Source organism: Streptomyces sp. TLI_55, assembly GCF_900206255.1.
Taxonomy (GTDB): domain Bacteria; phylum Actinomycetota; class Actinomycetes; order Streptomycetales; family Streptomycetaceae; genus Streptomyces; species Streptomyces aquilus.
The window spans coordinates 2,276,069-2,301,241 of record NZ_OAOJ01000001.1 but is presented as its reverse complement, the minus strand read 5'-3'; the positions used below and the strand labels follow the sequence as shown (position 1 = coordinate 2,301,241).

Sequence of the window (25,173 nt, the reverse complement as noted above, 5' to 3'; positions counted from 1 at the left end):
GAAGGGCGACTTCACCCCTCTGAACCGTCAGGACCCCTCTGACCTGCGGGGGGGGTTACCCGCCCCCGAGGACCGAGGAGTAGGCAGGTCGATGAGATCGCTGACGTCCGCCACCTCCTGAAGGGTCCGCGCCAGCGAGACCAGGGTCTGGCGGACCTCGCCGATTCGCTCGCGCAGCGCGGCCGCGTGTTCCCACTCCCGCTCCCACGCCACCGGATCGTGCCCCTCCGGCCGCTGCGACTCGTACGCCGTGAGCCGCGGATGCCACGACGCGAGCAGCGGCCGCAGGACGCGGTTGAGGACCGTCACCGCGAGGACGCCGAAGCTGACATGGCCGGGGGCCAGGGGAGGGGCGACGTCGGGGCCGTAGCGGCGCAGTATCTCGCGGGTCGTGTTGAAGAAGGTGTAGAGGGAGGACAGCGCCTCGCGCAGGAAGCCCTCGTCCAGGTCGAGTTCCTCGACCGACACGCGCGTGACGAGTTCCAGGTACAGCTCCCAGGCCGCACTGCGTTCCGCGTCCGCCGGCTCCCACGTACCCGAGATCTCGCCAACGAACGGAATCGTCAGCTTGGCCGTGACCTGAGCCGGGCCGCCCGGTCGGCGCCGCCTGCGCTGCCTGTTTGCCATGATCGACCTCCCCGGTACCCACAGTAAGGTAAGTCGCCGTGTGGGACGTCTTCCTCAGCTACAGCCGCAGTGATGTGGAGCGGGTCCGTCCGCTCGCGCGGGCGTTGCGCGGCGGGGGCCTTCGGGTGTTCACGGACGAGACGGGAGTCGCGTCCTTCGCGGGCATCAGCGACACCATCCGCCGTGAACTGGCCCGTTCCAAGGCCCTGCTGGCGTACTACTCCGCCGGCTACCCCGAACGCGAGGCCTGCCAGTGGGAGCTGATCACCGCGTATCTGGCGGGACTCGGTGAAGGCGACCCGCGGCGCCGGGTCATGGTCGTCAACCCGGAGCGGGGAACCGGCCATATCCACCCCGTCGAACTCCGGGACGCCCGGCACGCCTCGGACGACGACCTCGCCACGCTCGTCGACGCCGTACGCGCGCATGTCGCCGGCCTCGACGGCCCCATGCCCGTCCGCGAGTTCGGCGTACGGCGTCGGCGACCGGGCACACCGCAGCCGTTCGGCGTACGACCTCGGCAGCCGGGCACACCGCAGCCGCACCCCGGATTCCTGGGCCGGCTCTCCGAACTGTGGCAGGTACACTCCGCGCTGCACGCCCACGCCGCGCCCCTCGTCACCGGCCGCGCCGCCGCCCACGCCGTCCAGATCCGCGGCGCGGCCGGCATCGGCAAGACCGCCCTCGCCCAGGAGTACGCGCTCCGTTTCGAGGCGGCGTACCCGGGCGGGGTCTTCTGGCTGAACGGGGAGGCGTACGACGACTCGTTGCGCGCGCTGGGCATCGCCGAGCCGTACGACCACTTCGAGCACTTCGAGGCGCTCGGCGAACCGTTCCTCTGGATCGTCGACGCCGTCCCCGCCGGCCGGCTCCCCGCGCGCGAGATCCTCGGCATGGCGGCCCCGCACCCCCTGGGCCACACCCTCTTCACGCTGCGCAGCAGGGCGTACGGCGGACTCGGCACCGCCGTGGACCTCGGCCCCCTCGACCCGCCCCACGCGCGCGTGCTCGTCGGCGGCGACGACACGCTCGCGGAGGCCATGGGCGGCCACCCCCTCGCCCTCACGCTCCTCGGCCGGGCCGTCGCCGCAGGCCACGACGCCCGTGCGCTCTACGACCGGCTGCACGCGCGCGGTGGCTCACTCCTCGACACACTGGCGGGCGAGGACGTGACCGCCGCTCTCGTACGCGACGTGGACACACGGGACGCCGCCGACGCGCTCCGGTGCGCCGCGGCGCTGCATCCGCTGCCGCTGACCGCCGAGGACGCGGAGCAGGCGCTGGCCGCCGCCGATCGGGTACCGAGAGCCGTCGCCCACCGCCGCGCCGACAACGGCATCGCCGAACTGCGCGTGCGCGGGCTGCTCACCCCGGTCGCCGACGGCGGCTGGCAGCTCCACCCGGTCACCCTGCACGCCTGGCACCACCACGACCCGGCCCCCGCCCGCACGGAGACCCTGCGCCGAGCCGCCCTGCGCACCCTGTGCGCCCGCCGCGACCCGGTTACGCTGGCCTTCCCCGGTGGCCGAAGGGAGGCACCCATGACAGCGCCCAGCGAGTCGGAGCGGATGGCCGCCTTCGACATCCAGGTCGAGCTCGTCACACGGATCGGGGTGCAGGAACTGGCGCCGGGGACGGGGAGCCTGCGGGAGGCGCTGACGTCCCTGAAGTCACTGATCGACTTCACGCGCGCGACGCTGCACACGTACAGCATCGGTCTGGAACGGGGTTCGGCCGGCGGCGCGCCCACGGTCCAGACCCTCGCGTACGGCCTGATCAACGACGTCATCCGCCCCTTCACGTCGACCTGGCACCCACGCCTGGCCGCGTACGAGGCCCGCTGCCCGACGGACACGGCCCCTCTCGACCACGAGACGGCTTGGCCGGAGGCGGAAACGATGCGATCCGAACTGTCGTCCCTGCAAGGTCCGTTGCGTACGATCGCCGACCGTCTGGGCGGGATCTCGGGGGCGGACTTCGGGGTGGCGACGGGCGCGTGAGGGCGGGGTCGGCCGGCGCTGGGCTCCGGGGTGTGGGCGGGGCGGCCGACGCCGGGCTCGGGGGTGGTGGCGGCGCGTAATCGCGTGGAAGTGCGTCACCCGGCTTCGTACGCTGCACTCATGCCCACCACCCTCTCCGACGCCGCGTTCCTCGACACCACCGCCGACCGCCTCGCCGAGCTGCCCACCGTCCAGGCCGTGGCCCTCGGCGGCTCGCGCGCGCAGGGCACGCATCGCCCGGACAGCGACTGGGACCTGGCGGTGTACTACCGCGGCCCCTTCAACCCCGCCGACCTCCGTGCCGTCGGCTGGGAGGGCGAGGTGTCGGACGTCGGCGGCTGGGGCGGGGGCGTCTTCAACGGCGGCGCGTGGCTGACCGTCGACGGGCGCCGCGTCGACGTCCACTACCGCGATCTCGACGTCGTGGAACACGAGTTGGCGGAGGCGGAGGAGGGACGCTTCCATGTGGAGCCGTTGCTCTTCCATCTGGCGGGGATTCCCAGCTACTTGGTGGTGGCCGAGTTGGCGATCAATGAGGTGCTGCGGGGTGATCTGCCGCGCCTGGACGGCTACCCCGCGAAGTTGCGCCGCACGGCGAGCGACCGTTGGTACGGCACCGCCCGCGCCACCCTCTCCTACGCCAAGGCCGCCCACGCCACCGCCGGCCGCGTCACCGAACTCGCCGGCGCGATCGCCACGGCCGCCGTACAGACGGCACACGGGGTGATGGCGTCCCGGGGCGAGTGGGTGACCAACGAGAAGCGGCTCCTGGAAAGAGCCGGGATGCGAACCGTGGACGGCGTCGTCGCGTCACTCTCCCAGGAAGCGACCCCGGATTCCCTGATCCAGGCGGTCACCCGGGCCGAGGCGATCATCGAGGCAGCGAGCCGGGGCAGCGCCGCGGATCTCTAGGAGGGCAGGAAAGCATGGTGCGGGTGCTCATCTCCCCGTCGTACGGAAGCACCGAGACACGGCGCCACTGGGCGGACACGATCGACCGGCAGGTGGACTTCACGGCGCCACGCCACGACCGCCTGCTCACCCCGGAACAACGGGAACAGCTCCAGTCACTTCACCCGGACGGCCGGGCGAGGTTCTGGGGAGCTACCCCCGCCCACGACAGGAAATTCGCGGACGTCGCCACCGGCGACGTCGTGCTGTTCACGGGGCAGGGGCAGGTGCGTGCCATAGGAGAGGTCGGAGCGATCTTCCGCAACCGAGACCTCGCCGATGCGCTGTGGCCGCCCCGGGCCGACGCGCCGAGCTGGCACACCGTCTACAGCCTTCTCGACGTGGTGCCGTCCGGCATCACTTACGAGGAACTGAACGCGTCGATCGGATACCGGGCCGCCCACAACTTTCCCGGCCAGATGGTCCTGCGGGGCGACAAGGCCAGGTCGGTCCTCGAAGACTTCATGATCGTGCCGAGTGCGACGAACGAGCCGTCGCCGCCGCCGCCGTCGGCGGTCGCAGGAAGCGTGGATCCTGTGCGTATCGCCGCGCTTGAGGAACTGCGTACTCATCGGACCGGTTACCGGCGGAGCCGACGCCTGATCGTCGTCGATCGGCGCGAAGCCCGACTCGTGCGTGAGTACCGGCAGTTCCTCGCCGATCGCGGACTGACGGCCGGCCGGTTCTTCTGCCCGGCCGGCATCAGCGACATGTACGTCGAGCACACCGGCGAGCCCGAGGTGATCGAGGTGAAGAGCGCCGCCGACCACGGTCATGTACGGCAGGCGCTGGCCCAGCTCCTCGACTACGCCCCCCACAGCCCGGCCCCGGCGCACACCCTCACGGCGCTGTTCCCCGAGGCACCGGACCCCGACGACATCGCACTCCTGCACCGCTACGGCATCGACTGCGTCCACCAGGAGTCCGCCCGCGGCTTTCGGCGTGTACCCGCGTCGAGAGAGCGTCGGGCCCTCATGCGGGAGGTGTGGTCGGAGAAGCCTGCGACAGCGGCGGCGGGATGACGCCGGCCGCCACCGCTCCCCTGTGGCTGTCCGCTCACGCTTCGGTGTGAACTCGACCGTCCCTGACTGGCCGGAACACGCCTTGCGGTGAACCCGCTTCGCACTCACCCGAGCCGCCGAGGCTCGCGGTGCACGCTGCCGAACCCGAGAGATCGGAACCGCGATCGGTCAACAGAGCAGACGACAGTGGGCTCTTTCAGCCGATCTTGAACCGGTGCGCAACTTGTACGGTCCGTGGGCCGGTTGGGGCCCGACGGGGCTGCTGGACTGCCTCCTTCCTGCCCGGCGTCCGACCACCGAAGGAGCAGTTCACCCGTGACCACCTCGCCCCAAGTCGCCCTGGTCGCCAAGGAGCTGGCCTTCACCCACGCATCCGGCGGCGGACTGGCCCATGCCGACCTCGCCCTGGCGCCAGGAGAGACGGCCGCCGTAGAAGGCCCCTCAGGCTCCGGCAAGAGCACCCTGCTCGCCCTTCTCGGGCTGATCCTCACGCCGAGCGCCGGTTCCCTGCGCATCGGAGGGACGAACACCGGCTTGCTCACGCCTAGCGAGCGGGATCTGCTGCGGCGGCGGGAGATCGGGGTCGTTCTTCAGGATCTCGGGCTCCTGAGCTTTCTCAACGCCTGGGAGAACGTCGCCGCCGCCTTCGGGCCGCGGTTCGGGCGGCATCGTGGTGTGGCTCGGGATCTGCTCGGTGACCTCGGCATGGGGGAGCTGGCCGACCGTCCGGTCGCCGAGCTCTCCGGTGGGCAGCGGCAGCGGGTCGCCGTCGCTCGGGCCGCTGTGAAGCAACCCGTGCTGGTCCTGGCCGACGAGCCGACCTCGGGACTCGACCCTAAGAACGCCGACCTCGTGAGGGGAGCGCTGCGTTCGTGCGCCGCGCAGGGCGCCGCCGTCCTTCTCGTCACCCACGATCGCGGCGTCGCCGAGACCTGCGAGCGGCGGTACGCCCTCGACGCCGGAGTGCTCTGCGACGTGTCCATGGAGAACGCCCGCACCGGCAACACCCGCAAGGAGGACCCCGCATGAGCCGCTGGAGCCTCCACACCTGGAAGCGGGACCCGCGTTCCCTGCGCAGGGCGCTGCCCACCCTCGCCGTCATGGCCGCGCTCCTCACCACCGCCGCCGGCGTGGCCGCCGGTGCCGCCGGGGCCGTGCAGCGGGACGTGCTCGGCTCGGGTGGGCTCACCCAGGTCGAGTTGTCGTCGTTCGAAGGGGACGACTCCGTTCGGCCGCTCACCGACTCCGCTCTTCGGGAGGTCAGGAGCGTGCCCGGGGTCCGGCATGTCGTCGCCGACTACCCCGCCACGCTCTACGCCGAGGACGAAGGGACGTACGACCTCACCGGCCACACCCTCACCCCGGGCGACGACCTGCCCGTGACGAAGGGTGCTCTCCCCGCCGAACTCGGTCGGGAGCAGGTGGTGTTGCCCGCCACCGCCCAGGGCACCGACTTCGCTCCGCTCCTCGGTCGTACCGTCGCCTTCGGATACACCCAGGCGACCGGAGCCGGGGCCGGTACCACCGCTGTCATCAAGCTGAGGATCGTCGCGCTGTACGACCCGAGTTGGCAGGCCGACGGACCCGGAGTCGCGTATCTCTCCGAGGACACCGCCGCCCTGCTCGCCGCGGCACGCGCCGGGCAGGCCGTGGATGTCTTCCGGGGCAAGGAGGGTGCCCGGTCCGCCGTCGTCGTGGTCGGGCATCAGGGGCAGGTCGCCGGTGTCGTCAAGTCCCTTCAGGGCGGCGGGTTTTCCGCCTCCGCCGTGTCCGACCGGGTACGGAACCTGCCGGGTCTCTTCGGCGCCGCCGATCTCGCGATGCGTGTCGGTGTGCTCGTCCTGGCCCTCGGTGCCGTCTGGCTGGGTGCCGTCCGGGCCGCGGACAGTGCGCGGGCGCGGATCGGGCAGTTCGCGATTCTGCGGATTCTGGGGTCCGGCCGGGGCGAGCTGCGGCGGATTCTGCTCGGTGAGGCCGCGTTGTCCGGGGGAGTGGCGGGGGCGGTCGGGGCGGTGGTCGGTACGGGGGTGTCCGTCGTGCTGGCCGGTCCGCTCAGTGATGTTCTCGGTCTGCCCATCACCGTTCCTGATGCCCTGCCGGGGCCGGTCTGGGGCGCCGCGGCGTTTCTGCTGCCCGGCATCGGACTGGCCGCCGGGACTCTTCTCGGCAGCCGGGACGTTCTTCGCCGGGATCCCTATCTCGCCGCCCGCGCGCACAGCTGAGGGTGCGACGTCGTCCGGAAACGCCGAACAACCCTTGGGTTGGACGGCATCAAACAGGGCCCGGGGGCAGGCCACGCCCGCGGGCTCGCTCCGCCCGCTCCCGGTTGCGTTCATAAAGAAAACGGACATCCGGCCAACCGTCACATCCCCGCAATACGACCGCCCCATCTCCGCCCACCCCGCGATCTACCGTGGACACGTACCGCCCGGCCACCGTCGCCCGAAGGCACACCCCCGCCCTCGACCAGCCGACAGGAGCCCAGTGTCACGCCCGCTCGACCTCCCGCCCTGGCTCGCCCACACCCTTCGCACCCAGCGCGGCCCCGTCCCCTGGAACGCCGTCCTGCGCGGTGCCCTCTCCGCCGGACCCCTGCTGCTCGCCGCCGTGCTCGCCGACCGCACCTCCCTCGGTGTCGTCGCCGCCATCGCCGCGATGCTCGCCGGGATCAACGACCGGCCCGGCAGCCGGCGGGCCTCCGTCCAGCGGATCGGGGTCCCGGCGGTGGCCGGGGCGCTGGGGATGCTCGTCGGGACGTACGCCGGACAGCACGTCTCCGCTCTGCCCCTCACCCTTCTCCTCACCGGGCTCGGGCTGGTCGCCGGCGGCATGAGTGCCATCGGGCCGGTCGCCTCCGGGGCGGGGACGCAGCTGCTCGTCGCCGCCGCGATCGGCGCCGGGATGCCGCTGCCGGAGGCGGGCTGGCAAAGGGCGCTCGGCTATCTCGCGGGGGCAGGATGGCTGCTCGCGCTGCGGCTTGCCCTGCCCACGCCCGGCTCGCTCGCCGGTGACTTCCGGTTCGACGGGGAGCGGGAGGCGGTCGCACGGGTGTACGACGCCGTCGCCGACCTTCTCGACGCCGTAGGTGCCGCCCACGCCACCGCCCGCCGCGCCTCTCTGACCGCCGCTCTCGACCACGCCCAGGACGCCCTCGCCGGGCCCCGACTGCGGCGTTACGCCAGCTCCGCCGCCGAGCGGCGGCTGCACGCCCAGTACGCTGCCGCGCTCCCGCTCGCCGAGGCGGCCACCGCGCTCGCCTGGGCGGGGGAGGCCACCACCGCCAGGGCCGGTGAAGGGCCCCGCCGGCTCGCCACCGCCGTACGCGAGAACACGCACACCGGGCCGCTGCCCGCCCCCATCCGGTCCGCCCCCGCCCTGCGCGCGCTCGACGACGCCCTGCTGCACGCCGCCGAGGCCTTCGACCGCGGCAAGGGCGGGGATCTGCACACCCGCCGGCGGGCCGCCGGGGATCTGCTGCGGGCCGCGTTCGGCAGCGGCGGACGGGAGTACGGGCTGCGGGTCGCCCTCAGCTTCGGCGCCAGCGCCGCCATCGCCCAGGGCCTGCACCACTCCCACTGGTACGGGCAGCACCAGCACTGGTACTGGCTGCCCGCCACCGCCGTCTTCCTCGTCAAGCCGGATCTCGGGCCGCTGGTCTCGCGGGTGCTGTGCCGGGCTGCGGGGACGGTGCTCGGCGCGCTCGTGTTCGCCGCCTTCGCCGCCGTACTGCCCCGGCCCGAAGGGCTCATCGCGCTCGTCGCCGTGAGCGGGGCGCTCATCCCCGTCGCCACCCGGCACTTCGCCGCCCAGACCGCCGTGGTCACCGTCCTGGTGCTCGCCCTGGTGATGGTCGGCGGCGAACCGCAGGCCTCCCTGAGCCGGATCGGCGAGACGCTGCTGGCGTGCGCGCTCGTGCTCGTCGTCGGTCATCTGCCGATGCCGGGGCAGCGCGGCGGCGGAGTCCGGGCCCGGCTCGGCGCGGCGAGCGAGGCCGCCCAGGCCTACCTCTCCCACGTCCTGCACGAGACGGACCCGGACGCCGACAGCCGTCGCGTCCGCTGGAGGCTGCGCCGCGAGGCCTATCGCACGCTCGCCGAGGCCCGTACCGCCATCGCCCTGGCCGCCGCCGAACTCCCGCCGCTCGCCCGGCACTCGGCGGGCGCGGGCGATGTCGTCGCCGTACTCGAAGAGCTCGTCGACACGACTACCGCGTGCGCCGTACACCTCGATGATTCGGGCCGGCTCACGCCCCTGCACACCGAGCGGCTGGCCGAGCTGCTGGACCAACTGGCCGAAGAGCGCGGTCACTTGCGGGTGCGTCTGCCCGAACTCCCGCTGGCTGTCTAGTCGATCCGTGCCCACACCGGCGCGTGGTCCGACCCCGGCGCCCCTCGCCGTGCCGCCGGATTCGCGTCCACGGACGGCAGCTCGGGTGCCGCCTCGTCCGGCAGGCCGGTGCCCGCCGCCGTCACCCGGTGGACCAGGTGGTGGCTCGGCAGAATGTGGTCGATCAGTTCGCGGCGCCCGGAGTTGACGCGGGAGAAGCGCTGCTCGGCGGGGATGAGGGGGGCCACGTCCCACAGGCGCAGCGCGTCGCCTCCGTCCGGCCGGTCGAAGCCGGGCGTGCCGATCTCCGAGCCGGGCGGCCCCAGCAGGATCTGCGTGGTCGCCGCCTGCACCTCGTCGTTCAGATCACCCAGCACGACCACGTCCCGCTCCCGGCCGTCCCCCGCCAGCAGCACATCGGCCAGCGCGCGCAACGCCGTCGCCTCCGCCGCCCGCCGGTACAGCGCGTACGCCCCGTAGCGTGCCCGTTCGCCCTCGTCGTGGGGCAGGAACCGGCCGCCCGGATACGACAGCAGCTTCGACTTCAGATGGCAGACCGCGGCCCGCAGCGGGCCGGCCTCCGTCGCCGCCTCCACCGCCAGGAAGCCGCGGCCCGCCTCCGCGGCCACGCCTCCCTCGTCGTCCGCCTGCACCGCACGCAGCCGTGCCGGGAACGCGTTCGTGTCGGCCAGCACCTCGAACGGGACCCGGCTGAGGAAGCCGACCCGGATGCCCCGGCCGTCCGGGTGGCTGGAGAGGGCGGTGTGCCAGTCGCCCTCCAGCATGCCGACCAGGTCCCCGAGCGCCTCCGGTTCACCGACCTCCTGCACGCCCAGCAGCGTCGGGTTCAGCTCCGTGATCGTGCCGGCCAGAGCGGCCAGCTTCGTCTCGTACGCGGCCTTGTCGGGCGGGCCGAACTGGCCGCCGGGGCGGTACAGGTTCTCCAGGTTCCAGGTGCCGATGAGCATGCCGGTCCCCCTTCCGGGCGGTGTCATGAGGCAAGCGTGCGCGTCCGGACGGCGCCGCGACAGAGCCGGGACGCGATGCGCGGTTCGGCTCACGCGACCCGACGACCACGCCGTACGTTGGCGTGATGACCGACTCTCCCGCCGACCTCGTCATCACCGGATGCACCGCCCTCGTCCACGACGACGAGGAGGCCGTCGGGTTCGAGGAGAACGTCACCATCGTCGTACGGGGCGGTGTCATCGAGTCCCTCACGGCGACCGAACCTTCGACCGAACCTCCGCCCGCCGCCGCACACATCGACGCGCGGGGGCAGGTGGCCCTGCCCGGGCTCGTCAACTGCCACACCCACGCCCCGATGGTCGCCCTGCGCGGGGTCGCCGAGGACCTGCCGACCGAGGAGTGGTTCAACGACGTCGTCTGGCCGGTCGAGTCCAACCTCACCGAGGAGCTGGTGGAGTTGGGCGCCCGGCTCGCCTGCGCGGAGATGATCCGCGGGGGCGTCACCTGCTTCGCCGACCACTACTTCGCGATGGACGCCGTCGCCTCCGTCGTCGAGGAGTGCGGCATCCGGGCGCACCTCGGGGAGGCCTACTTCTCCTCCCAGGGGCCCCAAGGGCGGGAGAGATCACTGGAGTTCGCGCTCCGGCACCGCGGCGGCGCCGCCGGCCGCATCACCACCGCCCTCGCCCCGCACGCCCCCTACACCGTGGACGACGCCGACCTCGCCGCCACCGCCGAACTGGCCCGCGCCCACGGCCTCCCCGTCCACCTCCACGCCGCCGAGAACCGCGACCAGGCCGACGCCAGCCTCGAACGCCACGGCGTCACCCCCATCGAGGTGCTGGCCCGCACCGGCATCCTCGACACCGACGTCCTCATCGCCCACGGCACCGGCATCCTCGACCGCGACCTGCCCGTCCTCGCCGGTGCCACCGGCCGTGTCTCCGTCGCCACCGCACCCCGCGGCTACCTCAAGTTCGCCTGGCCCACCACCACCCCGATCCGCGCCCTGCACGACCTCGGCATCCCCGTCGGCCTCGCCACCGACGGCGCCGCCTCCAACAACTCCCTCGACGTGTGGGAGTCGATGGCGCTCACCGCGCTCATCCAGAAGTCCACGACCGGCGACCCCCGTTGGCTGACCTCCCGCCAGGCCCTGCACCATGCCACCCTCCAGAGCGCCCGCGCGGTCGGACTCGGCGACACTCTCGGCACCCTCGTCCCCGGCCGCCGCGCCGACCTCGTCCTCGTCGACCTCACCGGCCCGCACACCCAGCCCGTCCACGACCTCGCCGCCACCCTCGTCCACAGCGCCCGCTCCTCCGACGTCCGCACGACGATCGTCGACGGACGGGTCCTGATGCGCGACCGGGAGCTGCTGACCATCGATGTGCCCGGTGTCGTCAGGGAGTTGGGGGAGCGGATGCCCGCGCTCCTGGACCGGAGTCACGGCGGGCGGATCCAGGACTACGACACCTGAGAGCCGCCGGAAGCCGCCGGAAAACCACGACGAAAAAATTCTCCGGCCCAGCGATGAGTTCCGCCGCCGCCCACGGTCACCACCCCGAACGGACCGTTGCACAGGAGGGCTCATGTCGCTTCCGGAGGTCGTCTCGCGCGAGGAGTGGCGCGCGGCGCGCGGGGAACTGCTGGTCAGGGAGAAGGCGGCCACACGGGCGCGGGACGCGCTCAACGCCGAGCGGCGTCGGCTGCCCATGGTGGAGATCGAGGAGGAGTACCTCTTCGAGGGCGGCGACGGCAAGGCGACGCTGCTCGACCTCTTCGAAGGACGGTCCCAGCTCGTCGTCCACCACTTCATGTTCGCGCCGGAGTGGGACGCGGGCTGCCGCGGCTGCTCCGCGTTCCTGGACCAGATCGGGCATCTGGCGCATCTGAAGGCACGGGACACCACGTTCGCGGCGGTGTCCCGGGCGCCGTACACGAAGATCCTGCCGTTCAAGGCGCGGATGGGATGGACCGTGCCCTGGTACTCGTCGTACGGCGACGCCTTCAACCGCGACTTCGAGGCGACCCTCGTGCACGAGGGGGAGCTCGTCGAGCGGCCCGGCATCAGCTGCTTCCTGCGGGAGTGGGACCGCGTCTTCCACACGTACTCGACGTACGAGCGCGGCCTGGACGGGCTCGGCTCCACGACCAGCCTCCTGGACCTGACCGCGCTGGGCCGGCAGGAGGGGTGGGAGGAGCCCGAGGGGCGTGCGTCGGCACTGGGGGCGCCCGCGGGGAGTGAGCGCGTCCGCTACCACGACGAGTACGAGGATTGACGCGGAACGTACAGGGACTGACACGAGCGGTAACGGAAGTGACCGTTCGGTAACCAACTTCTCACGCTGCGCGCTGAACCGGTGTCAACTACGTCTCAGTAGCGCAACTCAGCGAGCCGTTTCGGCCCTCCAGAGCGTTAACTCCTCATAGAAGGACGCTTGATCGGAGGTGCAGGATGGTGAACGGGCGAAAGGTGCTCGAACGCTTTCCCGCCGGTGGCCCGCGTGGCTCCTGGCCCGCGGAGGAGTTCGCGCACGCACGGCGTATGGAGGGCACGCCCGCCGAGGTCGTGATGGACCTCGCGACGGACGCGTTCCTGGTCGTCGTCCCCGCGGACGGCGCGGTCAGCTCGCCTTCGGTGCCGTGAACTGGTCCGCCTGGAGCGAGTACAGCTCGGCGTAGACACCGCCGGTCGCCAGCAGCTCCTCGGGGGTGCCCGACTCGACGAGCCGGCCCTGCTCCAGGACGTGCACCAGGTCGGCATGGCGCACGGACGCCAGCCGGTGGGTGATCAGGACGACCGTCTGCCCATTGCCCGCCAGGGCGCGGATCTTCTCGAAGACCTCCAGTTCGGCCCGTGCGTCCAGCGCCGCCGTCGGCTCGTCCACGATCAGGATGCGGCCGCGCCGGTAGGCCGCCCGCGCGATGCCCAGGCGCTGCCACTGCCCGCCGGACAGCTCGTGCCCACCGCTGAAATGGCGGGCCAGCAGCGTGTCCAGGCCGCGCGGCAGATCCGCCACCACGTCCTGGGCGCCGGCCTCGGCGATCGAGTCGGCCATCCGCTCCTCGGTCAGCGGCGCCGCCGACCGGCCGACCGCCACATTGACCCGGGCCGTGAACGGCCAGCGCTTGAAATCCTGCGCCACCATCGCGATCCGCTCGGCGAGCAGATGCCGGTCCGCGTCGGCCGCGTCCACGCCGTCCCACAGGATGCGGCCCCGGTCCGGCTTGTAGAGCCCGGCCAGCAGCTTCACCAGGGTCGTCTTGCCCGAGCCGTTCTCGCCGACCAGCGCCACGATCCGGCCGAGCGGGAGCGTGAGGGTCACGTCGTCCAGGGCCGGGTGCGTGGACTCACCCGGATAGCTGAAGGTGACGTTCTCGAAGCGGATCTCCCGCGGATCCTCGGGCAGCTCCCGTCCGCCGACCGGGATCGTCCGCTGCTCGGCCTCGACGTACAGCCGTTGCAGATCGCCGACGAAGAGGGCCTCCTGGTGGAGCTGGTTCATCTCCAGGACCAGGCTGTCCAGGCTGGCGGAGCCCGAGCGGATCGCGATCACCGCCGTGCCCGCCACCGACAGCGCCATCGCCCCGGCGAGCAGCAGCCCGCCCAGCGTCGCGTACGTCGCCACCGTCGCGAGCCCCGTCCAGAACGCCGCGATCAGCCCGGTACGGGCCGCGAGCCGGGCCAGCCGGGCCTGTTCCGCCTCCGCGACCTCCGACATGGCCCGGTAGTGGTGCAGCAGGAACGGACCGACGCCGTGCACCCGGATCTCCGGTGCCGCGGTTGGTTCGGTGAGCATTTCGCTGAGCAGATGACCGGCCCGGGCGTGCTGCACCCAGGTGTGGAAGGACTCGTACCGGCGCCGGGCGATCGTCAGGGCGCTCCACGCGCTGGGCAGGGTCATGGTGACCAGCAGTGGCAGCAGGGCCGGGTGCAGCACGGTCAGGACGCCGGCCGCTGCGATCAGCGAGATCGCCGCGTTCATGACCCGGGTGGCGTAGGAGATCATGCGGCGGGCGGACGAGGCGCCGTACTTGGCGGTGTCCAGCAGTTTGTGGAAGGCGTGGTCCTCGATCGCGGCCAGCTCCACGGCGGCCGCCCGCTCCAGGTAGCGCTCGGTCGCCACCCGCTCCACCTTCGGTTCGAGGCGTCCGGTGGCGTACGTCGACGCGGCCCGCAGCAGCGCGGCCACCAGCATGACCGAGGCCATCGCGACGAGGGCGGGGACGGCACCCCGTAACCGCTCCTCGATCGTGCCACCGCCGATCAGCCGCCCCAGCACGCTGTTCACGGCCAGCAGACTCACCGCCTGCGCCGCGCCCCGGCCCGCCTCGGCGCCGAGCACGACCTTCGCTGCCCGCCGGTCGGCCTGCCAGGCGAGCCGGAAACTGAGCGAGAGCAGCGCGGGCAGCTGCCGCAGCAGCTCCCGGAAGTTCAGCCGGAGACTGGCGTCGGAGTGGCTGTTCCAGCCCATGTCGTAGCGCAGCGGCCCACCGAAGAGCAGCCGCTCCGACTCCGACACCTCAGGCTCTTCGGCGTCGCGCTTCTTCCCCACCGCTGACCTCCCCCGATCGTGGACGGAGGGCCCACTATCGCGGGAGGGGGTCGCCGGGGGCAGGGCGCGGAGACCGGCCGGGGTTGCGCGCGGGCGTACGCCTGCACGGGCGTGAGGGGGTGCGGGGGCTCAGGCGCGCGGAGAGACGCAGGCTCAGGCGCTGACCGGTCGGGACCAGGCGGGTGTCGTGCCCGTCAGCCGGCACAGGGCCAGATAGAGGGGGATCGGCGGGGTGTAGGGGACCGTGCCCTCCGGCTTGTGGATCAGGCCGGGGACGCCCGGGGCGTCGGGGACGATCGCACCGGTGGCGTAGCGCGCGGGGGCGGGCCAGTCCAGGGCGTAGTCGGAGTCCGACGGAACGATCCACCACCAGTGCGCCTCATCGGCGTACACACATCCGACGCGAGGCAGCCGGGGCATCACCAGTGGGCCGAAGCGGGCGGGTACCGCCACCGCGTCGCAGCCCAGCGGGGCCGTCATGCCGTCGGGTACGGGGAGCCGTCGGGGGGCGACCGGCGTGTGCAGTCCCCGCCGGAGGCGGACCAGCGTGTCCAGGGTCATGACCTGGCCGCCGGTCGCAGCCCTCAGAGCCATGGGCCCCCCGTCCCGTGGTGCGGCGCCGATCCGTGGTGCCGGGATGTGCCGTGGTGGCGGGCTTCCGCCCCGTCGTACCGGACTTCCGTGCCGTCGTGCCAGGGCGCCCCGTAGTGCAGGTGCGGGGCCTCGCTGCCGTCGCGGCGGGGCCTTCCGAGGTGCCAGGTCTCGGCGCCGGGGGGCCAGGGTTCGTTGGCGGTGTGCCGGGGGGTGCCGTCATGCCGGGTGGGCGCGTCATGCCGGGGCGTCGCGTCGTGGCGGGCGGCTCTCGACCCTTCGGGGCGGGGTGGGCCGACGCGGTGGTCGGGGATCGCGTCGCTGTGCCCTGCTGCGGTGCCGGGGCCGGGTATCGCGTGGTGGTGCGCGTCGGTGTCGTACCGTGCGTCCGCCTTGTGCAGGGCGTCCGCCTCGTCGTCCTCGCCGCCCGAGCCGCCGGCCGGGCCGGGCTTGGGGCGGGCTCCCCAGCCGAGGTCGTTGTGGGGGCCGGTGTCCGTTCCCGCGGTGTCGCTCTCGCGGGGCAGGTCCGCCCAGACCAGGAGGCCCGGGCCGTGCTCGTGGGTGCCCCAGGAGTGACACAGGGCGTCGACGAGAAGCAGTCCCCTCCCGTGCTCCTCCTCGCCCCGCGGCGCGCACGGGTGCGGCTCGCCCGGGGCGCAGCCCTCGTCACGCACGGCTATGCGCACCAGGTCGTCGCCGTCGTGCAGCTCGCAGACTATGTGTCTGCTCGCGGTGTGCACGATGGCGTTGGTGACGAGCTCGGAGACCACCAGGGCCGCCGTGTCGCAGGTGTCCTCACAGACCGCCCAGCCGTTCAACCGGGCGCGCGTCAGCCGTCTGGCCTGCGCGGCGGAACCCGGATGTGCGGCCAGCTCGAACCGGAACCGGCGCTCGGCAGCGGGCCCGGCAGAGCGGCCTGCTCCCGATGCGGCACCGAGGCTGTGGGGGCCTGCGGCGGCGTCTGTTCCTAAGGGCGCGGACGGAATCACGCTTGCCACTATCTCCCCGCCGTGAACACTTGGCAAGTGTCACTCTGAAAATTGCAGAGTGCTGTGTGACGGTCTGGAAGGCCGTGGCACACTGCTCGCAACAAGCATGTCGAGCGGCGCCAGTTGAGATCACCGGAGATCCGACCAGGTCTTCGAATAGGTCTTCGAATGGCGCCGTCGGGCTGCCAGGATTCTTTTGCGCAGGTTTCTGTACAGGTTTCCACGGGTCCCCGGACCCCGGGACGTCCAGGAGGTGGAGGGTGAGCGAGCCGCGGTCCGCGCCGACGGTCGGCCAGGTCGTGCTCGGCCGGCGCCTGCTGGACCTGCGTGAGCGCGCCGGTCTCAAGCGCGAGGAGGCCGCCAAGGTCCTCCGCGTCGCCCCGGCCACCGTCCGCCGCATGGAGATGGCCGAGGTCGGCCTCAAGATCCCGTACCTCCAGCTGCTCCTGAAGTCCTACGGCGTCTCCGACGAGGAGGCCGACGCCTTCGTGCAGCTGGCCGAGGAGGCCAACAAACCCGGCTGGTGGCAGCGGTACCACGACATCCTGCCCGGCTGGTTCTCGATGTACGTCAGCCTCGAAGGCGCCGCCAGCCTCATCCGGTCCTACGACCCCCACTTCGTGCCCGGGCTGCTCCAGACCGAGGAGTACGCCCGCGGTGTGCTGAAGTCCGGAGCCATCGGCCAGACCCGGCCGGAGGACATCGAGCGGCACGTCGCTCTGCGAGTACAACGCCAGGAACTGCTCACCCGTCCCGATGCCCCCCGTTTCTGGGCGGTCATCGACGAGACCGCGCTGCGCCGCCCGGTGGGCGGCCCGGAGGTGATGCGTGCCCAGATCGACCGACTGCTCGAGGCCACGAAGCTGCCCAACGTGACGCTGCAGGTCGCCCCGTTCGCCAACGGGCCGCACCCCGGCACGTACGGGCCCTTCGTGCTGTTCCGATTCGCCGTGCCGGAGCTTCCGGACATGGTGTACAGCGAGTACCTGACCGGCGCCGTCTACCTGGACGCGCGTGCGGAGGTGGCGACCCACCTCGAGGTCATGGACCGCACGGCGGCGCAGGCCGCTACGGCACATCGCACGAAGGAGATCCTCCGGGATCTCCGCAAGGAGCTGTGAATGGATCGCATCAAGCCGCGCATACCGGTCTACAACGGCATGCCCGCGCGGGAGTTGGGCAGCGAGGGCTGGCACAAGCCGTGGAGCGGCGGCAATGGCGGCAACTGCCTGGAGGCGATGAAGCTGGCCGACGGCCGGATCGCCGTCCGCCAGTCGACCGATCCGGACGGCCCGGCGCTGATCTACACCACGGACGAGATGACGGCGTTCATCGAGGGCGCGAAGGCGGGGGAGGCGGACTTCCTGCTGTCGTGACGTGTTGGTCCGACGCCGGCTTGAACTTCCTTGTCGCAGTGCCTAAGCGAAGCAAGTGATGAGAACAGTGCCTCCGCTAACTCGGGGGCAGCGACGCGCACAGTGCCTCCAGGGCCGCTCCGTACGCGGCCTCGGACGGCGTCGCGTACCCGACCACCAGGCCGTCCCGGGCGGGCATGTCCGCCGCCGAGGCGTCCGGATGCCGGAACTCCGCAAGGCCGTCGAGCGCGACACCTTGCCAGACGGCCGCCTTGACGGCCGACCGCTCGGTGCCGGGCGGCAGCCTCAGCACCGCGTGCAGCCCGGCCGCGACACCGCTGACCTCGACATGCGGCGCGTGCGCGGCGAGCGCCGCGACGAGCCGGTCGCGGCGGCTCCGGTACCGCTGCCGCATGCGCCGCACGTGACGGTCGTACGACCCGCAGACGAGGAAGTCGGCGAGGGCGAGCTGATCGAGGACGCTCGCCCAGGCCTCCCGCTCGCCCTTGGCCGTGAGCACGCCGTCGACGTACCGCTCCGGCAGCACCATCCATCCCAGCCGCACCGCGGGCGACAGGCTCTTGCTCACCGAGCCGAGGTAGATCACCCGCTCCGGATCGAGCCCCTGGACCGCCCCGACGGGCTTGCGGTCGTAGCGGAACTCGCCGTCGTAGTCGTCCTCCAGCACCACACCGTCACGCGCGCGTGCCCAGTCGACGGCCGCGGCCCGCCGCTCGGCGTGCAGCGGGCCGCCGGTCGGGAACTGGTGCGCCGGGGTGAGCAGCACGGCCCGCTCGCGCGTCAACCGCCCCACGTCGGCGCCCTGTTCGTCCAGCGGCAGCGGTACGGTCCGCACGCCGGCGCCCGCGAGCAGCTCCCGGTGGAACGGCAGGCCGTACGCCTCCACGGCCAGCGGTCCCTTGAGGACTTGGGCGCTCTGGAAGAGCAGCCGCAGGGCGTGCGCGAAGCCGGAGCAGATCACGATCCGCCCCGGCTCGGTACGCACTCCACGCGCGCGTGCCAGATACTCCGCGAGCGCCTCCCGCAGCTCCACGCGCCCGGCGGGGTCACCGGGCCCGAACGCCTCGTCGGGCGCCTGCTGAAGAGCCCGCCGGTAGGAGGCCAGCCAGGCCGCCCGCGGGAACGTCGACCGGTCCGGCGTGCCCTGCCGCAGATCGTGCCGCGGTCCACGCGCGCGTGGCGGCGCCTTCCGGGGGACGCGCGCGTGCCCGGCGGCCCGCAACGGCTCGGTCCGCTCCGCCACCCGCGTCCCCGAGCCCTGGCGCGCGGTGAGCCATCCCTCCGCGACGAGTTCGGCGTAGGCGTCGGCCACCGTGTTGCGGGCCACGCCGAGGTCGGCGGCGAGCGACCGGTAGGGCGGCAGCCGGGTGCCGGGGGCGAGCCGGCCGCTCCGTACGGCCTCCCGCAGGGCATCGCCGAGCGCGGCCCGTCTGCCGCCCGGACCGGTGAGCTCCAGGTGGAGGTCGGAGCCGAGTCCTTCGGCGGAATTGACCCACGATTTCACCATGGAAATGAACCCTACAGCCGGTCTTTCCCGACCGTAGGTTGGAGGACATGACGACGAACACGATCGCTTCCGCCCAGACGACCCGCCTGAACTTCGCCAAGGCCGCCCCGAAGGTCTTTCGCGCGCTCATCGGCTTCGACGCCGCCGCCCGCCAGGGCCTCGACCCGGCCCTGGTCGAGCTGATCCAGATCCGCGCCTCGCACCTCAACCACTGCGCCTACTGCCTCCACATGCACACCAACGACGCCCGCAAGGCCGGCGAGAGCGAGGACCGGCTGCACATGGTCGCCGTCTGGCGCGAGGCCCGGCACTTCTTCACGGAGAAGGAGCAGGCGGCGCTGGCGCTGACCGAGGCCGTGACGCTGGTCGCCGACGGGGGAGTCCCGGACGAGGTGTACGCGCAGGCCGCCGCTCAGTTCGAGGAGCAGGAGCTGGCCCAGGTGCTGGCGCTGATCTTCGCGATCAACACCTGGAACCGGGTGGCCCTGGCGACGAAGAAGGTGGCGGGGACGGACGAACGAGGCTGACGCCGCTTGGTTCCTGCGGCGGGCGGTGTGTCAGACGGTGATCGGGCGGTGCCCGCGGTGCGCGGTGCACGGTGTGTCAGACGGTCATCGGGCGGTCGTACGGTCCGATCGGTGCCGGCAGTCGTGAACTCCCCGTCAGATGGCGGTCGACGGCCGCCGCCACCGCCCGCCCCTCGGCGATCGCCCACACGATCAGCGACTGCCCGCGCGCGGCGTCCCCCGCGGCGAACACGCCGGGGGCGCTCGTCGCGAACCCGGCGTCCCGTGAGATCGTGCCGCGCGGCTCCATGGCCAGCCCGAGCTGGTCCACGAGGCCGTCCGCGCGGTCGGGGCCGGAGAAGCCGAGGGCGAGCAGGACGAGGTCGGCGGGGAGCGTCCGCCCGGTCCCCGACACGGGCCGCCGCTCGGCGTCGACCTCGACCAGATGCAGCGAGCGGACCTGACCCTCGGCGTCACCGGTGAAGCGGAGCGTGGACGCCGCGAACAGCCGCGCGTCCGCGTCCGCCGCCGGGGCGGTCCGCAGCGCACCGGCCTCCTCGTGCGCGGCCGACAGCCGGTAGATCTTCGGGTACGTCGGCCAGGGCTCGGCATCCTCGTCGCGCTCGGCGCCGGGCTGGGCGTAGATGTCCAACTGCGTGACGGACGCGGCGCCTTCACGCACCGCGGTGCCCAGACAGTCGGCGCCCGTGTCACCGCCGCCGACGATGACGACGTGCTTCCCGGCGGCGGACATCGGGGAGACCTCCAGATCCCCCTCGCACACCCGGTTGGCCAGCGGCAGATACTCCATGGCCTGGTGGATTCCGGTCAACTCCCGCCCCGGCACGTCCAGTTCACGCCAGGCGGTGGCGCCGGTGGCGATGACGACCGCGTCGTAGCGCGACCGCAGCTCGGCCGCCCCGATGTCCCGCCCGACCGTCGTGGACGTACGGAACTTAGTCCCCTCAGCCTGCATCTGGGCGATGCGGCGCTCCAGATGGCGCTTCTCCATCTTGAACTCGGGGATGCCGTACCGCATCAGCCCGCCGAGCCGGTCGTCCTTCTCGAACACGGCGACCGTGTGGCCCGCCCGGGTCAGCTGCTGTGCCGCGGCCAGTCCCGTCGGTCCCGAGCCGATGACGGCGACGGTCCGCCCGGACAGCCGGTCCGGCGGTCGCGGTGGCGCGAAACCGAGCTCCCAGGCCCGGTCGGCGATGGCCACCTCGACGTTCTTGATGGTGACCGCGGGCTGGTTGATGGCGAGCACACACCCCGCCTCGCACGGCGCCGGGCACAACCGGCCGGTGAACTCGGGGAAGTTGTTGGTGGCGTGCAGCCGGTCGGCGGCGGCCCGCCAGTCGTCCCGGGAGACGAGGTCGTTCCACTCGGGGATGAGGTTCCCGAGCGGACAGGCGTCGTGGCAGAACGGGATGCCGCAGTCCATGCACCGGTCCGCCTGCTTGTTGATGATGGGCAGCAACGCCCCGGGGACGTACACCTCGTCCCAGTCCCGGACCCGCTCCTCGACCGGCCGACGGGCCCAGTCCTGGCGAGGGGTGGTCATGAATCCCTTGGGATCGGCCATGGCCGTCTTCCTTGCGTTGGCATCGACGGGCCGTGCGTCATCGGGCGGCACTCTTTCCGGCCACGATACGTCGCCCGGCCCGCACCCGCAGAGTGGGGGACAGCGCTTTCTCGGCGGGCTCTCGCCGACCTCGGGGGGCCGTCCTGCGGTTATGTCAGGGCCAGTACGTACGCCACCGCCGCCGCACCCGAGGCGACCATGCGGACGTGGTTCCACATCGTCCACTCGCGCACGTACGTCGGCCAGTACTCGGCCGCCTCGGGAGTGCCGGCGTCCAGCTTGAGCAGGGCCTCGTTGCGCGGCACGTTCGCCACCATCGTCACCCCGAACGAGCCGACCAGATACAGCGCGCTGCCCACCAGCAGCTCCACCGTGCCGTCGTCCGGCAGCAGCACGAACGTCACCACCGCGAGCACCGCGCTCAGCACCGCCGAGCCGACGAACACGAGCATGAACGCCGGCCGCAGCGCCGCCACGTTGATCGCGTTCATCGCCGCGACGCCCTGCGCGGGCGGCAGCGCGGCGAGTCCCTTCATCACGAAGGTCGAGAACGCGCAGAACACCCCGGCCACCAGTCCGGTCCCCAGCACGCCCAGCACCGTCAGTACGAAGTACGGTCCAGCGATCATCTCAACGTCAACTCCCGCATCGAGCCGAGATCCTGCCCGGCACCCACCGTCACCACAAGTGAATTCCCGTACGGGACGCGTCACCATGGCCGATCGACGCGGGCGCATACGCGGGCGTCCAGCGGGTACGCCCCTTTTCTTCGCCGCGCCGGCGCGTCACCGCCAGCCGTCCAGCACTCCCGCCACCGCGTCCGCGATCCTCCGCCGGGCCTCATGGCGGGGCACCCCGCTCATCAGCAACTGGTCGTACGGCGTGTCCAGATGCCGTACGGACGCCACCACCGCCGAGACGACGGCCCCCTCCGACAACGCCCGCCCCGCCGCACTCCGCCCCACCCGCCCACTGCCCCGCAGCGACGCGTGCGCGGCGATGCCGCGGGCCCGATCGGCCGGGCAGCCGGGAAACAGCCGGCGGATCTCCGCCGCGAACGCCTCCGTGAACCGCACGTCCTCCACCGCCCGGCGCCGGGCATCCCGCACCCGGCGCCGCCGCCGAGCCTCGGCGTCCGCCAGGCACCGTGCCTCCGCCCGGGCCAGCGCCCCTTCCTCGACGAGGACGCCCTGCCGCTCGTACCGCCCCTTGCGCCGGTTGAACCGCACGACCACCGCCGACAGCCCGCTCTCCTCCCGTGACCTGCGCGTCAGCGCGGTGTCGCCGCGCGGCAGGAACACCAGATGACCGAGGTCGGCGCAGTCCAGGCACCGGGGCGCCCCGTCCTCCAGGACGAGCAACGCCAATGGCCCGCCCCGGCACTCGGCGCACTGCTTCCGCTTGACGGGCTGGAAGACGAGAAGTTCAGTGCGGTGCGGGGGAGTTGCCAGGTGCGCCATAGGGGGTTCATTCCCGTGCACGGGCCACGAACCACCCCGCCGGCCTTACTCCGCAACCCCCGTCGGCCCTACTCAGCACCCCCCTGTCGCCCCTATTCCCCGCCTGACTCCGCGCCTGTCACCGACACCCGCGTCCGATGCCGCGTCGGCCGCTCGATCTCGTCGACCACCGCCACCGCGAGGTCCGCGTACGACAGCGTCGGCCCCGCCCCCTCGGGCACCCGCTCACCACCGATCGCATAACGCCCGGTGCGCGGCGCGTCCTGCTCCAGTCCTCCTCCCGGGGTGAGCATCACCCAGTCGACCGTGTCCTCCGAGGCCGCGTGTGCGCGCAGCCGGTCCAGCCCCGCCGTGTGCGCCCGGGCGAACGGCCGGATCTCCGGCGGGAACACCGCGGGGTCGTCCATCACCGGCCGTCCGTCCGCCCCGAGCAGGTTCGCGAACAGCCCCACGGCCACCAGCCGCCGCACACCCGCCGCGGTCAGCCCGCCCAGCAGCGCGTCCGCCGCTGTCACGAAGAAGTCCGGATCGAGCGCGTCGAAACCCTGCTCCGGCCCGCTGAACGGCGACACCGCGTGCACGGCGGCCACATGCCCGCCCGCCACAGCACGGACGGAGCCCGGATCGGTCACATCACCCCGGACGACCGACACCCCCTCCGCGTGCAGCTCCGGATACCGGGCCGGCTCCCGCACCACGGCCGTCACCCCGTACCCGCGCCGCCGCGCCTCCGCAGTGACCGCCCGCCCCGCACGCCCACCACCGCCGAAGACGACGATCCCGCCACCCATGGCCAACCTCCTTGCCGGACACCGACGTTCGGTGCCTGACCTGGACGTTAGAGACACAAGCCCCGGTTACTTCAACGGTATCGGCGCTAGCCTCGACCGATGACCGCTCCCCTCGACCCCGACATGTTCGACGCCTTGTGCCCTTCCTCCGCGATGCCCTTCCGGGTGGGGGACAAGTGGACCGGCATGGTCATCCGCTGTCTGGAGGGCGGCCCGCGCCGGTTCACCGAACTCCGCGTCCCGCTGCGGGCCGTCACCCCCAAGGTCCTCAGCGAGACCCTGCGCGCGATGGAGCGCGACGGCCTGCTCACCCGCACCGCGTACGACGAGAACCCGCCCCGCGTGGAATACGCCCTCACTCCGCTCGGCCGCACCCTGATCCCCCTCCTCGACGCCGCCCGCGCCTGGAGCGAGACCCACCTCCCGCACCTGCTCGCCGCCCGCCGGTCCCACGAGCGGGACGCGTCCTGACCGCCGGTCCCACGAGGGGAGGCGGCCCTGTCGTCGGTCCCACGAGGGGGCGCGTCCCTGCCGCCGGTCCCACGAGGGGAGGCGGCCCTGTCGTCGGTCCCACGAGGGGGCGCGTCCCTGCCGCCGGTCCTGCGAGGGGCGCGCGTCCCTGCCGCCGGTCCCACGAGGGGACGCGGCCATGTCGTCGGTTGACGCATCATGGGCCCTGTGCGACTCGAAGCGATCACCTGGGACCGGCTCGGCGACCTCCTCGCCGACCGCCTTCTCGACCTGAAGCCGGCCGACGGCGGCCCCTGGCCGCGCATCGCCTTCGACGGCGCCCCGACGGCTCGCCCCCAGGACCTCGCCGAACGCGTCGCGGAAGCGCTGCGCGTACGAGGCCGCCCCTCTGTCGTCGTCGGCACCCAGGGCTTCCTGCGCCCCGCCTCGCTCCGCTTCGAGTACGGCCACCAGGATGTGGAGGCCTATTACGACGGCTGGTTCGACACCGGCGCCCTGTGGCGCGAGGTCTTCGGCCCCCTCGAACCCGGCGGCGACGGCCGCGTCCTGCCCGACCTGTGGGACCCCGACACCGACCGCGCCACCCGCAGCCCCTACGTCCAACTCCCGCCCGGCGGTGTCCTGTTGCTGCACGGCCCCCTCCTGCTGCGGCACTGGTTCCCCTTCGACCTGACCGTCCACGTCCTCCTCTCCCCGGGCGCCCTGCGCCGCCGCACCCCCGAGCCCGAGCAGTGGACCCTGGAAGCCTTCGAGCGCTACGAGCGCGAGACCGACCCCGCGGGCACCGCCGACGTCCTGGTGCGCGCCGACGACCCACGGCACCCGGCATGGCGGGGCTGACCGGGCTCCCGGAGATCCGCTTCCGGAAGATCCAGCAAACCACTTTTATATGCGCGTGCATGTAACTACGCTGGGTGCCATGACGACTTCCACGAGCGGTCAGCTCTCTTTCGACGACTCCGTCCGAGCCCTCCTCGACGGCAAGAACTTCGCCAGCGTCGCCACCCTCGGCCCCGACGGCGCCCCGCAGAACTCCGTGGTCTGGATCAAACGCGAGGGCGACGCCGTCCTCTTCTCGTCCATCGACAACCGCCAGAAGATCCGCAACCTCCGCCGCGACCCCCGCATCAGCGTCTCGGTCTACGACCTGGCCAACCCCTACACCTCGGTCGAGATCCGCGGCACCGCCGAGATCCTCCCGGACCCCGACAAGCGCCTCCCGCACGACCTCGCGCACAAGTACCTCGGGATCGACCCGCCCGCCGAGAAGGAGGACGAGACCCGCGTGATCATCCGCGTCGTCCCCCGGAAGATCGTGGGCTTCTCCGCCTGATCCACCTCGCTCCCGGCTCTCGCCTCCGGGTGCGGCGGCGGCCCGGCGCGGCGAGAATGAACGGCGCCGGGACCAGCGGAGCACTCCCGCTCCGCGCCGGCCGTCCGGCA

At 72.5% G+C, this 25,173-nt stretch carries 24 protein-coding genes and 1 pseudogene; 15 read left to right on the top strand and 10 right to left on the bottom strand.

Features of this window, described 5'->3' with window-relative positions; all coding sequences use genetic code 11:
• Positions 1–27 precede the first annotated feature (27 nt).
• Positions 28–627: a hypothetical protein gene (locus CRP56_RS10740; RefSeq protein WP_097262646.1), complete on the bottom strand. Its 600-nt coding sequence runs from the start codon at positions 625–627 to the stop codon at positions 28–30.
• A gap of 38 nt (positions 628–665) precedes the next feature.
• Between CRP56_RS10740 and CRP56_RS10735 the strand changes: the two genes are divergently transcribed.
• The 6 genes from CRP56_RS10735 to CRP56_RS10710 all read left to right on the top strand — a co-directional run bounded on the left by CRP56_RS10735 (position 666) and on the right by CRP56_RS10710 (position 8,947).
• Entirely contained in the window at positions 666–2,627 is a 1,962-nt protein-coding gene (locus CRP56_RS10735) for a toll/interleukin-1 receptor domain-containing protein (protein WP_097262644.1), read from the top strand.
• A 120-nt stretch (positions 2,628–2,747) separates the two neighbouring features.
• Entirely contained in the window at positions 2,748–3,539 is a 792-nt protein-coding gene (locus tag CRP56_RS10730; RefSeq protein ID WP_097262642.1) for a nucleotidyltransferase domain-containing protein, read from the top strand.
• A 14-nt stretch (positions 3,540–3,553) separates the two neighbouring features.
• Complete coding sequence (locus tag CRP56_RS10725; protein ID WP_097262639.1) at positions 3,554–4,600, top strand: hypothetical protein; 1,047 nt, start codon at positions 3,554–3,556, stop codon at positions 4,598–4,600.
• A 315-nt stretch (positions 4,601–4,915) separates the two neighbouring features.
• A complete protein-coding gene (locus CRP56_RS10720) occupies positions 4,916–5,629 on the top strand; it encodes an ABC transporter ATP-binding protein (protein WP_097262637.1) in 714 nt (237 codons plus the stop codon).
• The gene (locus CRP56_RS10715) at positions 5,626–6,822 is read left to right on the top strand and encodes an FtsX-like permease family protein (RefSeq protein WP_097262635.1); all 1,197 of its coding nucleotides are present in this window, start codon (positions 5,626–5,628) and stop codon (positions 6,820–6,822) included. The genes CRP56_RS10720 and CRP56_RS10715 overlap by 4 nt, the downstream gene beginning before the upstream one ends.
• Before the next feature lie 262 nt (positions 6,823–7,084).
• Entirely contained in the window at positions 7,085–8,947 is a 1,863-nt protein-coding gene (locus tag CRP56_RS10710; RefSeq protein ID WP_097262633.1) for an FUSC family protein, read from the top strand.
• On the opposite strand, the gene CRP56_RS10705 is transcribed toward CRP56_RS10710, so the two are convergent.
• Entirely contained in the window at positions 8,944–9,894 is a 951-nt protein-coding gene (locus CRP56_RS10705; protein WP_097262630.1) for an endonuclease/exonuclease/phosphatase family protein, read from the bottom strand. The genes CRP56_RS10710 and CRP56_RS10705 overlap by 4 nt on opposite strands.
• A 125-nt stretch (positions 9,895–10,019) precedes the next feature.
• Between CRP56_RS10705 and CRP56_RS10700 the strand changes: the two genes are divergently transcribed.
• The 3 genes from CRP56_RS10700 (at position 10,020) to CRP56_RS10690 (ending at position 12,545) form a co-directional block, all read left to right on the top strand.
• A complete protein-coding gene (locus CRP56_RS10700) occupies positions 10,020–11,375 on the top strand; it encodes an amidohydrolase (RefSeq protein WP_097262628.1) in 1,356 nt (451 codons plus the stop codon).
• 112 nt (positions 11,376–11,487) lie between these two features.
• Complete coding sequence (locus tag CRP56_RS10695) at positions 11,488–12,177, top strand: DUF899 domain-containing protein (protein WP_097262626.1); 690 nt, start codon at positions 11,488–11,490, stop codon at positions 12,175–12,177.
• A gap of 176 nt (positions 12,178–12,353) precedes the next feature.
• A complete protein-coding gene (locus CRP56_RS10690; protein WP_079083477.1) occupies positions 12,354–12,545 on the top strand; it encodes a hypothetical protein in 192 nt (63 codons plus the stop codon).
• On the opposite strand, the gene CRP56_RS10685 is transcribed toward CRP56_RS10690, so the two are convergent.
• The 3 genes and pseudogenes from CRP56_RS10685 to CRP56_RS10675 form a co-directional block, all read right to left on the bottom strand.
• Complete coding sequence (locus CRP56_RS10685) at positions 12,523–14,454, bottom strand: ABC transporter ATP-binding protein (RefSeq protein WP_097262624.1); 1,932 nt, start codon at positions 14,452–14,454, stop codon at positions 12,523–12,525. The genes CRP56_RS10690 and CRP56_RS10685 overlap by 23 nt on opposite strands.
• Before the next feature lie 153 nt (positions 14,455–14,607).
• Positions 14,608–15,048, bottom strand: coding sequence for a hypothetical protein (locus CRP56_RS10680; RefSeq protein WP_179850979.1), 441 nt, complete (start codon positions 15,046–15,048; stop codon positions 14,608–14,610).
• Between the two features lie 392 nt (positions 15,049–15,440).
• Positions 15,441–16,043, bottom strand: a pseudogene (locus CRP56_RS10675) (ATP-binding protein); the annotation flags it as partial.
• Positions 16,044–16,294: 251 nt separating this feature from the next.
• Between CRP56_RS10675 and CRP56_RS10670 the strand changes: the two are divergent.
• Together CRP56_RS10670 and CRP56_RS10665 are read left to right on the top strand one after the other, a co-directional pair.
• Positions 16,295–17,155 (top strand): helix-turn-helix domain-containing protein, encoded by an 861-nt coding sequence (locus CRP56_RS10670; protein ID WP_097262621.1) that lies wholly within the window; start codon positions 16,295–16,297, stop codon positions 17,153–17,155.
• Positions 17,156–17,410, top strand: a complete 255-nt coding sequence (locus tag CRP56_RS10665) for a DUF397 domain-containing protein (protein WP_059197394.1) — start codon at positions 17,156–17,158, stop codon at positions 17,408–17,410.
• 76 nt (positions 17,411–17,486) lie between these two features.
• On the opposite strand, the gene pdxR is transcribed toward CRP56_RS10665, so the two are convergent.
• Entirely contained in the window at positions 17,487–18,917 is a 1,431-nt protein-coding gene (gene pdxR / locus CRP56_RS10660; RefSeq protein WP_097262619.1) for a MocR-like pyridoxine biosynthesis transcription factor PdxR, read from the bottom strand.
• Positions 18,918–18,964: 47 nt separating this feature from the next.
• On the opposite strand from pdxR, the gene CRP56_RS10655 reads away from it, so the two are divergent.
• The gene (locus tag CRP56_RS10655; protein ID WP_097273911.1) at positions 18,965–19,444 is read left to right on the top strand and encodes a carboxymuconolactone decarboxylase family protein; all 480 of its coding nucleotides are present in this window, start codon (positions 18,965–18,967) and stop codon (positions 19,442–19,444) included.
• Positions 19,445–19,520: 76 nt separating this feature from the next.
• On the opposite strand, the gene CRP56_RS10650 is transcribed toward CRP56_RS10655, so the two are convergent.
• From CRP56_RS10650 to CRP56_RS10635, 4 genes are all read right to left on the bottom strand, one after another.
• Positions 19,521–21,008 (bottom strand): glutamate synthase subunit beta, encoded by a 1,488-nt coding sequence (locus tag CRP56_RS10650; protein ID WP_097262617.1) that lies wholly within the window; start codon positions 21,006–21,008, stop codon positions 19,521–19,523.
• Between the two features lie 149 nt (positions 21,009–21,157).
• Entirely contained in the window at positions 21,158–21,637 is a 480-nt protein-coding gene (locus CRP56_RS10645; RefSeq protein ID WP_097262615.1) for an anthrone oxygenase family protein, read from the bottom strand.
• 156 nt (positions 21,638–21,793) lie between these two features.
• Positions 21,794–22,468 (bottom strand): DUF2293 domain-containing protein, encoded by a 675-nt coding sequence (locus tag CRP56_RS10640; RefSeq protein WP_097262612.1) that lies wholly within the window; start codon positions 22,466–22,468, stop codon positions 21,794–21,796.
• A 92-nt stretch (positions 22,469–22,560) separates the two neighbouring features.
• A complete protein-coding gene (locus tag CRP56_RS10635; RefSeq protein ID WP_097262610.1) occupies positions 22,561–23,259 on the bottom strand; it encodes an NAD(P)-dependent oxidoreductase in 699 nt (232 codons plus the stop codon).
• Positions 23,260–23,358: 99 nt separating this feature from the next.
• Between CRP56_RS10635 and CRP56_RS10630 the strand changes: the two genes are divergently transcribed.
• The 3 genes from CRP56_RS10630 (at position 23,359) to CRP56_RS10620 (ending at position 25,063) form a co-directional block, all read left to right on the top strand.
• Positions 23,359–23,730, top strand: a complete 372-nt coding sequence (locus CRP56_RS10630; protein ID WP_097262608.1) for a winged helix-turn-helix transcriptional regulator — start codon at positions 23,359–23,361, stop codon at positions 23,728–23,730.
• Positions 23,731–23,928: 198 nt separating this feature from the next.
• Entirely contained in the window at positions 23,929–24,570 is a 642-nt protein-coding gene (locus CRP56_RS10625) for a uridine kinase (RefSeq protein ID WP_097262606.1), read from the top strand.
• Between the two features lie 79 nt (positions 24,571–24,649).
• Positions 24,650–25,063, top strand: a complete 414-nt coding sequence (locus CRP56_RS10620) for a PPOX class F420-dependent oxidoreductase (protein WP_079308809.1) — start codon at positions 24,650–24,652, stop codon at positions 25,061–25,063.
• The last annotated feature ends 110 nt before the right edge of the window (positions 25,064–25,173 follow it).